We start from the raw sequence: 13,056 nt of genomic DNA, 5'->3' as shown, positions 1-13,056 counted from the left end.
TATCATTTTTTCTCATTTCTCAAAATCAGTGACTCCTTATCATTATGATAAAAACGCGCTGAGTGGAATGAATATTTGAACGCAATCGTTTAACCTGATTTTCTAAAATTTAGTATGCCGCTTTTGCGCATAAATAAAGTCCTCGGGGGTATCAATATCTAAAATTATTTCTTCATCTTCTATTTCGACGGAATAATGCTCACCCATTTGCAATGCCTGACGCATATTGGTCACGTTGGGGCGTTGGATAGCCTGCATCAGACTCGACTTTGAGATTAAAATGGGATGACCAGGAATGCCATTGTGGAGTGGAAGTATTGCGCCGTCATTGCGTAATTGCCAGATTTTATTGAAAATATTTGCATTAATGCTCGGCATGTCGCCATGAGTAATAAAGCAATGTTCGGTTTGCACTTCGGGAGCAGCAGCCTTCACCGAGGTCAGTAAGCCCTGCTCATAATCTGGATTATAAATAAGAGTAATATTGTCAGTGTTCTCGTAGCGATGATGCAGTTCATTAGCGCGAAAACCCGTAACTAAAATAATTCGACTACAAAACTGCAACGCGTTTTTGATACTTGCATCAAGAATTGTTTCCTGTTGCCAGGGTAACATCATTTTCCATTGTCCCATTCTTGATGATAATCCAGCAGCGGTAATTATACAGTCGATGGCTGACATAGTGATTCCATTATTTATATCGGTTAATAACGCCTGAAAATTGCGTTACTTTCTGGTTAATGAATTTGTGGGTTAATTTATCCCAGAGAGGTCTATGAAGACTCGTGAAAAGTATAATTGACCCATCAGCATTATTCATTGATTTAGGCGTGCAGAACGCTCCGGCAGTCATTTCTGTTGTTGGTGCAGGGGGGAAAACCAGTCTGCTTTTTTGGCTGGCAGAGTTACTTCAGTCTAGTGGCAGGCGCGTGTTAATCACGACGACGACACATATGTTTATACCAACGTCTCACTGGCCCGTGGTTTTCTGTCGCGATCCCGCCATGCTTCCTCATGCGTCTCTCACATCCCCCATTGCATTTTGTTTTCACCGCTTCAAAGCGAAACAGGGAAAAGCGCAGGGATTTACGCCAGATACCATTGATGTACTGGCGCAACGACCAGAATGTGACGTAATTCTCATTGAGGCAGATGGCTCGCGTGGAATGCCATTAAAAGCGCCGGATGAGCACGAACCTTGCATACCAAAAAGCAGTTGCTGCGTGATTGCTGTGATGGGAGGGCATATTTTGGGCGCTAAAGTTGGCACCGAAAATATCCATCGCTGGTCGCAGTTTGCTGATATTACTGGGTTAACACCAGATGCAACCTTGCAACTTAGCGATCTCGTTGCGCTGGTTCGCCATCCGCAGGGCGCGTTTAAAAACGTACCGCAAGGCTGTCGGCGAGTCTGGTTCATTAACCGTTTTTCTCAATGTGAGAATGCGATTGCGCAAAGCGAGCTACTCAAACCGCTGCAACAACATGACGTAGAGGCAATCTGGCTGGGCGATATACAAGAACATCCTGCAATCGCGCGCAGATTTGTGAATTAGCAACTCGGGCATTCCGGGTTACTGAAAGGATATCCATTGAGGTTGGTATGAATATTTTCACAGAGGCTGCAAAACTCGAAGAGCAAAATTGTCCGTTTGCGATGGCGCAAATTGTTGATAGCCGAGGTTCTACACCCCGTCATTCTGCACAAATGTTAGTGCGTGCCGATGGTTCTATCGTCGGCACAATTGGCGGCGGAATGGTTGAGCGGAAGGTGATTGAAGAGTCGCTTCAGGCATTGCAGGAACGTAAGCCGCGATTATTCCACGGGCGCATGGCTCGTAACGGCGCGGATGCCGTCGGGTCAGATTGCGGAGGCGCAATGTCAGTGTTTATCAGCGTACATGGTATGCGACCACGTCTGGTGTTGATCGGCGCGGGGCATGTCAACCGGGCGATAGCCCAGAGTGCCGCGTTATTAGGGTTTGATATCGCCGTTGCCGATATTTATCGCGAAAGCCTCAATCCTGAACTTTTTCCGCCGTCAACTACGCTTCTCCATGCTGAGTCGTTTGGCGCGGCAGTAGAAGCACTGGAGATTCGCCCTGATAATTTTGTCCTGATTGCCACGAATAATCAGGATCGTGAAGCCCTCGATAAACTCATTGAGCAGCCTATTGCATGGCTGGGTTTGCTGGCAAGTCGCCGCAAGGTGCAGCTTTTCCTGCGTCAGTTGCGCGAGAAAGGCGTGGCTGAAGAACATATTGCCCGTTTACATGCGCCGGTTGGTTACAACATTGGTGCGGAAACGCCGCAGGAGATCGCCATCAGCGTGCTGGCAGAAATATTACAGGTGAAAAATAACGCGCCGGGTGGGCTGATGATGAAACCTACGCATCCTTCCGGACACCAACTGGTGGTGATTCGCGGTGCGGGGGATATCGCCAGTGGTGTGGCGCTGCGTCTGTATCATGCGGGGTTCAAAGTGATCATGCTGGAAGTGGAAAAGCCAACGGTGATTCGTTGTACCGTGGCGTTTGCCCAGGCCGTGTTCGACGGCGAAATGACGGTCGAAGGCGTCACTGCCCGCCTGGCAACCAGCTCTGCGGAGGCGATGAAACTTACCGAACGTGGATTCATCCCGGTGATGGTAGATCCTGCCTGTTCACTGCTTGATGAACTGAAACCGCTTTGCGTTGTGGACGCTATTCTTGCGAAACAGAATTTGGGTACGCGTGCAGATATGGCGCCAGTGACGATCGCGCTTGGGCCGGGCTTTACCGCAGGTAAAGATTGTCATGCGGTGATTGAAACGAATCGTGGGCACTGGCTCGGTCAGGTGATTTACTCCGGCTGCGCACAGGAAAATACAGGTGTTCCCGGTAATATCATGGGGCACACCACCCGACGAGTTATTCGTGCTCCGGCGGTGGGCATCATGCGATCCAAGGTGAAATTAGGCGATCTGGTGGAAGAAGGTGATGTGATTGCCTGGATTGGCGAGCATGAAATTAAAGCGCCGTTGACGGGGATGGTGCGTGGTTTACTTAACGACGGACTGGCGGTGGTCGGTGGTTTTAAAATTGGTGATATTGACCCTCGTGGTGAAACGGCTGATTTTACCAGTGTTTCAGATAAAGCCAGGGCGATTGGCGGCGGCGTACTTGAGGCGTTAATGATGTTGATGCATCAGGGCGTTAAAGCGACAGAAGAAGTGCTGGAAGTGGCTTAAATGAAAACGGCCGGATGGTATTACCCATCCGGCCTTTAACTTACTGACAAATCACCGTTCCGGTTTTGCCTTCAATCCCTTCTTTCGCTTTGCTCAACACGGTAATCAGTGCTTCGCGACCTGCGCGAGAGCGAGCAAACGAGGCGGCAGCTTCCACTTTCGGCAGCATAGAACCTTTCGCAAAATGGCCTTCTTCGATAAAGCGTTCTGCATCGGCCAATGACAGGCGGTCGAGCCATTGCTCATTCTCTTTACCGAAGTTAATGGCCACTTTTTCTACCGCAGTAAGAATGATCAGCATATCAGCATCGATCATTTCTGCCAGACGGGCGCTGGCCCAGTCTTTATCGATAACCGCGCTGGCACCGCGCAGATGATTGCCTTCACGAATCACAGGGATACCGCCACCGCCAACGGTAATCACAACCTGACCTGCATCTACCAGAGCTTTAACCGTTTCTTTTTCAATAATATCAACAGGCTTTGGTGAGGCTACTACACGACGATAGCCACGACCCGCATCTTCTTTCAGAGTGTAACCCTGTTTTGTCAGTTGCTCGGCTTCCTGCTCGGTAAAGAACGATCCGATCGGTTTGGTCGGATTGAGGAATGCCGGATCGTTAGCGTCGACTTCGACCTGAGTAACCAGCGTTGCTACAGGTTTATTAATACCACGAGAAAGCAGCTCTTCCCTTAAGGCATTTTGCAGATCGTAACCAATATATCCCTGACTTAACGCAACACAGACAGACATCGGCAGCATCGGCGAGTGCGCTTCAGTTTTTGCGGCAGCTTCGAATGCCTGGTTAATCATGCCTACCTGCGGTCCATTACCATGAGTGACGATAACTTCATGTCCCTGGGCAATTAAATCAACAATTGCCTGAGACGTAATTTTTACCGCTTTCATTTGTCCGGCCAGATCGTCGCCCAGCGCATTCCCGCCGAGGGCGAGAACAATTTTCTTACTCATTTTTCCTCACTCATCATTCTTGATTGTGTATAGATCCCTGGCAGTGGTTAGAGCACGGGAGGGACAAACGGTTTGCGTCGCAGGAAACGACCACGTCCGGCTTTGCCTGTAAAGGCTCCGTCGCAGAAAATCGTTTCACCACGGGATAAGGTTCTGACAATCGCGCCCTGACAGGTAAAGCCCTCCCAGGGAGAATAGTCGGCATTGTCGTGGAGATGGCGATGTTGAATGTGTTGGCTCTGGCGTGGATCGATAATCACCACGTCGCCATCGGAACCGGGCGCTAACAATCCTTTTTGTGGCCACAGGCCAAACAGCCTGGCGGGCATCGCACTGGTTAACTCAACAAAACGTTCCGGGGTGATACGTCCGGTCATTACGCCGCTGGAAAACAGCAATTGCATACGATTTTCCACACCGGGTAAGCCATTTGGGCAGCGACTGAAATCGCCTTTAGAAATTTGCTGGCGTTGAGCCATCGAGAAGGTGCAATGATCGGTCGCTACCACGTCAATCGCACCATCGCTGATGCCGCACCACAGCTTGTCCTGCTCACGAACGTTGCGCAGCGGCGGGCTAAGGATAAATTTCATTCCGTCTTCTGTATCGTAACTGCGTTCGTCCAGCAGAAGATATTGTGGGCAGGTTTCAACCCAGACTGGCTGGTGATTCGCACGGGCAAGACGCAGATAATCCAGACCTAAGCCGTTAGACAGATGGACGATATAGAGTGGGGCGTTGCCGGCAAGTTGCGCCAGGTTAATCATGCGGGCGATAGCTTCTGCTTCGCATTCCAGAGGTCGACTCAATGCGTGATAGCGCGGAGCGGTTAGCCCGGCGGCGATGAACTCCGCCCGCTTACTGGCGATAGCTGCGTCATTTTCCGGGTGCACAGTGGTCAGGGCGCCGGACTCATGCAAGCGGCGTAATGCTTGCAACACTTCGTCATCGTTGAGTTTATATTGATAGGTTAAATAGAGTTTAAAACTGCTCAGCCCTTCTTCGACCATCATCGGAATTTCGTCGAGGATGGCGTGATTAATATGCTGAATTACACCGTGAAAGCTGTAGTCGATGACCGCTTTATGGGCGGCATAGCCACGATAAACTTCCAGTTGATGGCGTAACCGGCAGCCGTTTGGGCCAAATCCCATATGGTCAATAATGGTTGTTGTACCGCCACACGCGGCTGCGCGAGTACCGGTAAAAAAATCATCACAACTGCGCGCAATGCCGACATCAATATTGAAATGTGTATGGACATCGACGCCGCCAGGGAAAACGTAACAGCCAGTGGCATCAATTTCTTCATAAGGGAGCTGCGGCGAAATATCGGTGCCCAACTGGCGAACAATCCCGCTTTCAATCAACAAATCCTGTTTGGCTTGTCCATCTGCGTTAACGACAGTGCCGTTTTTGATCAATACGCGCATAGCAAACTCCAAAAACCCTCCGGCGAACCGGAGGGGAATAAGTTAAGAATAATTATTCGGTTGCCAGCCAGCTTAACGGGATTGCAGCGTACATAGCGGCACAGGTCACCAGATGAGATTTCCAGGTTTTTTCGTTTGGCGCGTGCGCTTCAGGTTCTTTACCTGGGCCAAAGCCGATCACCGGAATGCCGTGACGACCCATGATGGATACGCCGTTAGTTGAGAAGGTCCACTTATCAACGACCGGCGCTTTGCCAAACAGACCTTCGTAGGCATTCACCAGGGCTTTAACAGTGAAGTGATCTTCTTCCACTTTCCAGGTCGGGAAGTAGCATTCGGTTGGGTAAACCAGGCCAGTCCAGGAAGGACGGTCGTAGTTGTACATAGAAACAACCGCGTTGGCTTTCTGTACCGCAGGCAGGGCGCGGATTTCGTCCAACGCGCCTTCCCAGGTTTCACCCCAGGTCAGACGACGGTCAATAGAAACTGCGCAGCTGTCTGCTACAGCGCAACGGCTTGGGGAGGTAAAGAAAATTTCAGAAACGGTGAGGGTGCCTTTGCCGAGGAATTCGTCATAGCCCAGACGCTGGGAGAGTTCTTGTAATTCGCCAAGAATCGGTCCCATTTTGAAAATGGCGTTATCACCGCGTTCTGGCGCAGAACCGTGGCAGCTAACTCCCTGAACATCTATACGAATTTCCATACGTCCGCGCTGACCACGGTATACCTGGCAATCAGTTGGTTCAGTACTGACCACAAATTCCGGGCGAATGCCGGATTGTTCAATAATGTACTGCCAGCACAGACCGTCGCAGTCTTCTTCCTGCACCGTACCGGTGACCAGCAGGGTGTATTCATCTTCCAGACCAAGGTCTTTAATGATTTTACCGGCATAAACCATAGATGCCATGCCGCCTTCCTGGTCGGAAGTGCCGCGACCACCAATCAGCTCATCAGTTTCCATGCCTTCGTACGGATCGAAGTCCCAGTTTTTGATGTTGCCAATGCCGACGGTATCGATATGAGCGTCCATTGCCACCAGACGCGGGCCGTGGCCGATATAACCGAGAACGTTACCCATCGGGTCGATTTCAACTTTATCGAAGCCGACTTTTTCCATCTCTTCTTTAATACGATGCACTACGCGTTTTTCGTCGCAGCTTTCGCTGGGAATCGCAACCATGTCGCGCAGGAAGCGAGTCATGTCTGCCTGGTAATCCTTTGCTTTTTCAAGAATCAGTTTGAATGGAATATTCTTAGCCATTATTTTTCTCCAGTTTTTTTACTCCCCGTTTTGCAGGGAGCAGTTCCAATAGGGTGATTAAGGTGCTACAGAGTGTTTGCCTTCCCAGACAACTTCGCGGTAGTGCTTCACGTCGGTGTCGCCTTCAGTGCTGATAACCAGCACCACGGCATCTTTGTTCAGCGCCAGTTTTTCCATCAGGCTTTGACGTTGCGGGTGATAATGAACCGCCGCGAGAACGCCCAAACCGACAGCGCCAGATTCACCGGAGATGATGCGTGGATCGTTGCCATACGGATTACCCAGCACGCGCATACCTAATGCGGCAACGCTGTCCTGGCAGGAGATGAATTGGGTGGCGCAGTTACGTAGGATTTCCCAGCCCAGTGGGTTAGGTTCGCCGCAGGCCAGGCCCGCCATAATAGTGGCCATATCGCCGCCAACGTTGACGATGTCGCCTTTGACGCCAGAGCGATAAATACAGTCAGCTTTGTCAGGTTCAACAATAATGCTGTGCAGATTTTGCGGGCTATAGACATCGACCAGATAACCCAACACACCACCGGCCATAGCACCGACACCGGCTTGCAGCAGAACGTGCGTCGGGGTTACGCCCATTTCACGCATTTGCTCGACAGCTTCATCTGCCAGCGTGGCATAGCCCTGCATGATCCAGGTTGGGATTTTGGTGTAACCTTCCCAGGCGGTATCTTGCACCACTTCCCAGCCGTGCTGCTGCGCGTGTTGCATGGTCAGGCGAACGGTATCGTCATAGTTCATATCCGTGACGATGCACTCGGCACCGAGATTCAGAATGGCGTCAACGCGTTCCTGAGCGGAGCCTTTCGGCATGTAAATCACCGCATTCTGTCCGAGTTGCTGCGCTGCCCATGCCACACCGCGCCCGTGGTTGCCGTCGGTGGTGGTGGCGAAGGTCATTTTTTCGCCGATAGCCTTTTTCAGGTGTTCAAATGACAGTGTTTCGATATCAAGATGATATTTTTCGCACAGTAACTGAGCGATGGCATACGCACCGCCGAGCATCTTGAAGGCGTTCAGACCGAATCGTTTTGATTCGTCCTTAACGAGAATTTTCTTCACACCAAAAAGGTTCGCGAGGTCGTCCAGCGCACAAAGCGGTGTTGGGCGATAGCCAGCAATCTTCTGATGGAACTGGCGCGCCAGTTTTGCCTGGCTTTGCGAAAAGAGCGGTGATGTTTCGCCGTTGAAAAATTTGTTATCGGCGATATCAATCTTCAATGAGAAAACGGACATATCCTATCCTTTTGGCCTCTGTAAATAGAGAGCCGATCTGTCGATCGGCCCGAGGGGTTATTTCACGCGTTCTTGCGCTTCTTTCAGCAGTTGTTCGAGCAGTGCACCCGGTTTGGAGTATTTACGGGACAGGATCATCGCGGCGATGATATAAGGCTTCCAGCTGGCTTCTTTGTAGGTCGCGATACGGTATTTTTCGAATACGCCCTCAGTGACTTCACCTTCTTTGCAGGATACGCCGCTGATATCGGCTGGCAGGCAGTGCATATACAGGGCTTCGCCATCACGGGTCAGCTCCATCATCTCTTCAGTACAATGCCAGTCTTTGTGCTGTGCGTTCTGCGCCAGACACTGTTTTTCCAGTGCTTTTAAGCCTTCGTGATCGTTAGCGCGCAGCAGTTCAGTACGCTCTTCCATCACTTTGTAAGGTGCCCATGACTTCGGATAAACGATGTCTGCATCTTTGAACGCTTCTTCCATGCTGGTGACCTGACGGAAGCTGCCGCCGGACGCTTTAGCATTGTTTTTCGCCACTTCAACCACATCCGGGATCAGGTCATAACCTTCCGGGTGGGCCAGGGTGACATCCATACCGAAGCGGGTCATCAGGCCGATGATGCCTTGCGGAACAGAAAGCGGTTTGCCGTAGCTTGGTGAATAGGCCCAGGTCATGGCGATTTTTTTACCTTTCAGGTTTTCCAGCGAACCAAAGTGTTCACGCAACCATGCCAGGTCAGCCATCGACTGCGTCGGGTGGTCGATATCACATTGCAGGTTAACTAAAGCCGGGCGCTGCGGCAGCACGCCCTGTTTGTAGCCGTCGTCGAGTGCCGCGCCAACTTCACGCATATAGGCGTTACCCGCACCCAGATACATATCGTCACGAATACCGATAGCGTCGGCGCAGAAGGAGATCATATTAGCGGTTTCACGAACGGTTTCGCCGTGAGCGATTTGTGATTTACCTTCATCAAGATCTTGCTGTGCCAGACCGAGCAGGTTAAGCGCGGAAGCATAAGAAAAACGGGTACGGGTGGAGTTGTCGCGGAATACGGAAATACCTAATCCACTATTAAAGACTTTGGTCGAGATGTTTTCAGCACGCAGTGCTTTTAACGCTGCGGCAACGTCCAGTACTTGTTTCAGTTCATCTGGCGTCTGTTCCCACGTTAACAAAAAATCTTTCTCGTGAAGGTGAGAGGTCAGCGAATTGATATCCTTAATCAGCTCATTAACAGTTTTCATCATAAAGTCCCGATAGTGGAATGACAGGCAAAGTGGTTTATTTCACTGTGACTTGCCAAAGTGATTGGTGTTTTCACAGCTATACCAGGGACTAACAATAAGTGTGCCAGAATTATCTACGCGGCTGCGAAAGAGTAATTTGACAGGTAATGTGTGGGGTTGATCACAAATTAACATTGCACTATGGAGCATAAAAATATACGGAAACGATTGGCTTTTTTTCTGCCGTTATTTATTTGCTGCTAAGTATCGTAAATAAGATATAAGGGAGAGGAGAATCGTCGTCAGTTTGATAAATGCAGTCCCGTAATTCTCATATTGATATAGAAATGTGATATCACTTCCATAATTTCATTAGAAAGTGATAAAAATCCTATGTTTTTAGCAAAGCTATATTTGTCTGAGTTAATATCGTCATGACCTGTGAACCATCAACGTCTTCAATGATCGACTTTTAAGTGATTCTGGAAGGTAAAGCTATGGAGCTTGTTACTACGCAGTCAGTATTGATGCAAATTCAACCAACAATTCAGCGTTTTGCCAGAATGCTAGCCAGCGTTTTGCAGCTTGAGGTTGAGATCGTTGATGAAAACTTGTGTCGCGTCGCTGGAACTGGCGCATATGGGAAGTTTCTTGGGCGCCAGCTAAGTGGCAATTCACGTTTGCTCCGCTATGTCCTGGAAACCAAAACCGAAAAGGTTGTGACACAGTCTCGCTTCGATCCCCTTTGTGAAGGTTGTGACAGTAAAGAAAATTGTCGTGAAAAGGCATTCCTGGGCACGCCCGTTATTCTGCAGGATCGTTGTGTCGGAGTAATAAGTTTGATTGCTGTTACTCATGAGCAACAAGAACATATCAGTGATAATTTACGCGAATTTTCAGATTACGTTCGCCATATATCTACTATTTTTGTCTCGAAACTTCTGGAAGATCAGGGGCCAGGAGATAATATAAGTAAAATATTCGCTACCATGATCGATAATATGGATCAGGGAGTGTTAGTTATCGATGAAGACAATCGTATTCAGTTTGTTAACCAGACTGCATTAAAAACTCTTGGTGTTGCTCAAAATAATATGGTTGGGAAACCTATTCGTTTCAGACCATTAACATTTGAGAGTAATTTTACTCATGGACATATGCAACATATCGTTTCGTGGGATGATAAAAGTGAATTAATCATTGGTCAGTTGCATAACATCCAGGGGCGACAGTTATTTTTGATGGCGTTTCACCAGTCACATACCAGTTTTTCTGTGGCGAACGTTTCTGATGAACCGCATATTGAACAATTAGTGGGTGAATGCCGGGTTATGCGGCAATTAAAACGACTCATTAGCCGTATCGCGCCCAGCCCATCCAGCGTAATGGTGGTCGGGGAAAGTGGCACCGGTAAAGAAGTTGTCGCTCGTGCAATTCATAAGTTGAGTGGAAGACGGAATAAACCCTTTATTGCTATCAACTGTGCCGCGATCCCGGAGCAGCTTCTGGAAAGTGAGCTGTTCGGTTATGTCAAAGGCGCTTTTACGGGGGCTTCTGCCAACGGCAAAACAGGGCTGATTCAGGCGGCGAATACGGGCACGCTGTTTCTCGATGAAATTGGCGATATGCCATTAATGTTGCAGGCAAAATTGTTACGAGCTATTGAGGCACGTGAAATTCTGCCGATTGGTGCCAGCAGCCCAATACAGGTCGACATCCGCATCATTTCTGCAACTAACCAGAATTTGGCTCAGTTTATTGCTGAAGGTAAGTTTCGTGAGGATCTCTTCTATCGCCTGAATGTTATTCCGTTAACGTTGCCGCCTTTGCGTGAACGTCAGGAAGATATTGAACTGTTGGTGCATTACTTTTTACATCTGCATACCCGTCGTCTGGGGTCGGTTTATCCTGGCATTGCTCCTGATGTTGTTGAGTTGCTGCGTAAGCATTATTGGCCTGGAAACCTGCGAGAGCTAAGCAATTTGATGGAATATCTGGTCAACGTTGTTCCTTCAGGTGAAGTCATTGACAGCACACTCCTGCCGCCCAATCTGGTAAATAACGGCGTGACAGAGCAAAGTGAGAGCCCAGAAGCCAGCGAAGCACATTTGGCACTTGATGATGCTGGTGGTACGGCGCTGGAGGAGATGGAAAAACAGATGATCCGCGAGGCGCTTTCACGTCATAACAGCAAGAAGCAAGTTGCTGATGAACTGGGAATCGGCATTGCTACGCTCTATCGTAAGATTAAAAAATATGAATTGTTAAGTGCGTAACCGCAGTAAATCCGGCCTGCATTCAGGCCGGATTTCGTTTTACTTCGTTTCCTCGCAGTCCAGCACTGTATTCACAATCATCTGATAACCGGTGCAGCGACAAAGATTTCCCGCCAGGCCGCGACGAATTTCCGTAATAGTTAATGGTTTCTCGCGTGGTTTTGCCAGCATTGCCGTGGTGGCCATAATCAACCCGGGCGTACAAAAGCCACACTGTACCGCGCCTGATTTCGCATAAGCCTGTTGTACATGAGAAAGTTTGCCGCCTTTTGCTTCGCCTTCCAGCGTGCGTATCTCTTTTCCTTCAGCCCAGGAGGCAAGGTATAAGCAGCTATCTATCGCGGTGCCATCAACCAGCACAGTACACGCGCCGCATTCTCCAACGCAGCATCCTTGTTTGACGCTAAGTAATCCTTGTTCACGGAGTAGCTCTGAAAGCGGCATACCCGGCGCGGCGCGGAGCTGAAAAGGCATACCGTTAATGACGCATTCAATGGTAATTGTTTCGCTGTGGTTCATTGTAGTTTTCCCCCTGCCGCAGCGACGGCTTCGCTAATGACTTTTTGGGTCATCGTCTGGATAAGATGCAGACGAAACTCTTTACTCGCACGCCATGAGGAACGCGGGGCGACGTCTTGCAGGACAGACTCGCTGATGGCTTCCAGCGTTTGCAGGTTCAGTGGCGCGTTTTGTGCAGCCTGTTCGGCGTGTTGGCAGCGAATCGGCGTTGGAGCGGCAACACCAAATGCCAGACGTAATTCACTGAAACTTCCATTATCCAGCCGACAATACGCGGCGCAGCCAATCGTTGAAATATCCATCGCGTCGCGCATGGCATATTTAAAATGCGCGCTACCAGCATGTTCTTTCGGTTGTGGCGGAAAATGAAAGGCGACAAGAATTTCGTCATGCTCAAGAGAGACTTTGCCTGGCCCTGTGTGAAAGCCATTAATCGGGACGAAACGAACTCCACGCGGTGAGTGGATCTCCAGCTTCGCGTCATAAATCAGCGTTGGTGTGGCGGAGTCTGCGCTGGTGGCACCGTTGCAAATATTTCCACCGTAGGTAGCGACATTACGGATCTGCGGTCCGGCAATTGACGAAGCCGCAGCACATAACGCCGGAAGATGATGCTGGGTTAACGGATCTTCAATGAGCTGAGTAAATGTCGTCGCGGAGCCGATTCGTAGCGCGCCATTTTCCTCCTGCGTAATTCCCCGAAGCTCCGCCAGATTGTGGATATCAACAATATGGCGATAACGGTCATTGTGATGATGGAGCTGAATCAGTACGTCAGTGCCACCGGCGAGCAGTTTTGCCTGCGGATTGTGGGTCAGCAGGTTGATGGCATCGGCAATGGTGGTCGCGCGATGGTAAGAAGCAAAATCAAACATGATGTT

The 13,056-nt window shown here is 49.6% G+C and carries 11 protein-coding genes; 3 read left to right on the top strand and 8 right to left on the bottom strand.

Features of this window, described 5'->3' with window-relative positions; all coding sequences use genetic code 11:
- Window positions 1-102: 102 nt before the first annotated feature.
- Window positions 103-681 (bottom strand): molybdenum cofactor cytidylyltransferase, encoded by a 579-nt coding sequence (mocA, locus tag WES_RS04495; protein ID WP_001272831.1) that lies wholly within the window; start codon window positions 679-681, stop codon window positions 103-105.
- 104 nt (window positions 682-785) lie between these two features.
- Between mocA and yqeC the strand changes: the two genes are divergently transcribed.
- A complete protein-coding gene (yqeC, locus tag WES_RS04500) occupies window positions 786-1,556 on the top strand; it encodes a selenium cofactor biosynthesis protein YqeC (protein WP_000835700.1) in 771 nt (256 codons plus the stop codon).
- A 47-nt stretch (window positions 1,557-1,603) separates the two neighbouring features.
- Complete coding sequence (gene yqeB / locus WES_RS04505; RefSeq protein ID WP_016159654.1) at window positions 1,604-3,229, top strand: selenium-dependent molybdenum cofactor biosynthesis protein YqeB; 1,626 nt, start codon at window positions 1,604-1,606, stop codon at window positions 3,227-3,229.
- A gap of 40 nt (window positions 3,230-3,269) precedes the next feature.
- Here the strand turns inward: yqeB and arcC are convergent, their stop codons facing one another.
- Genes arcC through ygeW form a run of 5 tightly spaced genes read right to left on the bottom strand, consistent with a single transcriptional unit; the run spans window position 3,270 to window position 9,398 of the window.
- Window positions 3,270-4,202, bottom strand: a complete 933-nt coding sequence (gene arcC / locus WES_RS04510; RefSeq protein ID WP_000037990.1) for a carbamate kinase — start codon at window positions 4,200-4,202, stop codon at window positions 3,270-3,272.
- A gap of 47 nt (window positions 4,203-4,249) precedes the next feature.
- Entirely contained in the window at window positions 4,250-5,635 is a 1,386-nt protein-coding gene (hyuA, locus tag WES_RS04515) for a D-phenylhydantoinase (protein ID WP_010349350.1), read from the bottom strand.
- Between the two features lie 52 nt (window positions 5,636-5,687).
- Window positions 5,688-6,899 (bottom strand): YgeY family selenium metabolism-linked hydrolase, encoded by a 1,212-nt coding sequence (locus WES_RS04520; RefSeq protein WP_001107125.1) that lies wholly within the window; start codon window positions 6,897-6,899, stop codon window positions 5,688-5,690.
- A 57-nt stretch (window positions 6,900-6,956) separates the two neighbouring features.
- Window positions 6,957-8,153, bottom strand: a complete 1,197-nt coding sequence (dpaL, locus tag WES_RS04525; protein WP_000110483.1) for a diaminopropionate ammonia-lyase — start codon at window positions 8,151-8,153, stop codon at window positions 6,957-6,959.
- A 57-nt stretch (window positions 8,154-8,210) separates the two neighbouring features.
- Window positions 8,211-9,398: a knotted carbamoyltransferase YgeW gene (gene ygeW / locus WES_RS04530; protein ID WP_001360948.1), complete on the bottom strand. Its 1,188-nt coding sequence runs from the start codon at window positions 9,396-9,398 to the stop codon at window positions 8,211-8,213.
- 479 nt (window positions 9,399-9,877) lie between these two features.
- Here ygeW and WES_RS04535 point away from each other — a divergent pair, with 479 nt between their 5' ends.
- Window positions 9,878-11,656: a sigma-54 interaction domain-containing protein gene (locus WES_RS04535; RefSeq protein ID WP_000424616.1), complete on the top strand. Its 1,779-nt coding sequence runs from the start codon at window positions 9,878-9,880 to the stop codon at window positions 11,654-11,656.
- Window positions 11,657-11,695: 39 nt separating this feature from the next.
- Here the strand turns inward: WES_RS04535 and xdhC are convergent, their stop codons facing one another.
- Together xdhC and xdhB are read right to left on the bottom strand one after the other, a co-directional pair.
- Window positions 11,696-12,175, bottom strand: a complete 480-nt coding sequence (gene xdhC, locus WES_RS04540) for a xanthine dehydrogenase iron sulfur-binding subunit XdhC (protein WP_001016616.1) — start codon at window positions 12,173-12,175, stop codon at window positions 11,696-11,698.
- Window positions 12,172-13,050 carry a xanthine dehydrogenase FAD-binding subunit XdhB gene (gene xdhB, locus WES_RS04545; protein ID WP_000459214.1) on the bottom strand — a complete coding sequence of 293 codons (879 nt, stop codon included), beginning with the start codon at window positions 13,048-13,050 and terminating at the stop codon, window positions 12,172-12,174. Before xdhB ends, xdhC begins: the two co-directional genes overlap by 4 nt.
- Between the last annotated feature and the right edge of the window lie 6 nt (window positions 13,051-13,056).

Source organism: Escherichia sp. KTE31, from assembly GCF_000407925.1.
Taxonomy (GTDB): domain Bacteria; phylum Pseudomonadota; class Gammaproteobacteria; order Enterobacterales; family Enterobacteriaceae; genus Escherichia; species Escherichia ruysiae.
Note: the sequence above shows the minus strand (reverse complement) of the source record. Positions and strands in the feature narration are given on the sequence as shown.

Bases quoted from the DNA above. Each gene is read 5' to 3' on its own strand.
- mocA (WP_001272831.1), bottom strand. From the start codon at position 681: ATGTCAGCCATCGACTGTATAATTACCGCTGCTGGATTATCATCAAGA.
- yqeB (WP_016159654.1), top strand. From the start codon at position 1,604: ATGAATATTTTCACAGAGGCTGCAAAACTCGAAGAGCAAAATTGTCCG.
- arcC (WP_000037990.1), bottom strand. From the start codon at position 4,202: ATGAGTAAGAAAATTGTTCTCGCCCTCGGCGGGAATGCGCTGGGCGAC.
- hyuA (WP_010349350.1), bottom strand. From the start codon at position 5,635: ATGCGCGTATTGATCAAAAACGGCACTGTCGTTAACGCAGATGGACAA.
- WES_RS04520 (WP_001107125.1), bottom strand. From the start codon at position 6,899: ATGGCTAAGAATATTCCATTCAAACTGATTCTTGAAAAAGCAAAGGAT.
- dpaL (WP_000110483.1), bottom strand. From the start codon at position 8,153: ATGTCCGTTTTCTCATTGAAGATTGATATCGCCGATAACAAATTTTTC.
- ygeW (WP_001360948.1), bottom strand. From the start codon at position 9,398: ATGAAAACTGTTAATGAGCTGATTAAGGATATCAATTCGCTGACCTCT.
- WES_RS04535 (WP_000424616.1), top strand. From the start codon at position 9,878: ATGGAGCTTGTTACTACGCAGTCAGTATTGATGCAAATTCAACCAACA.
- xdhC (WP_001016616.1), bottom strand. From the start codon at position 12,175: ATGAACCACAGCGAAACAATTACCATTGAATGCGTCATTAACGGTATG.
- xdhB (WP_000459214.1), bottom strand. From the start codon at position 13,050: ATGTTTGATTTTGCTTCTTACCATCGCGCGACCACCATTGCCGATGCC.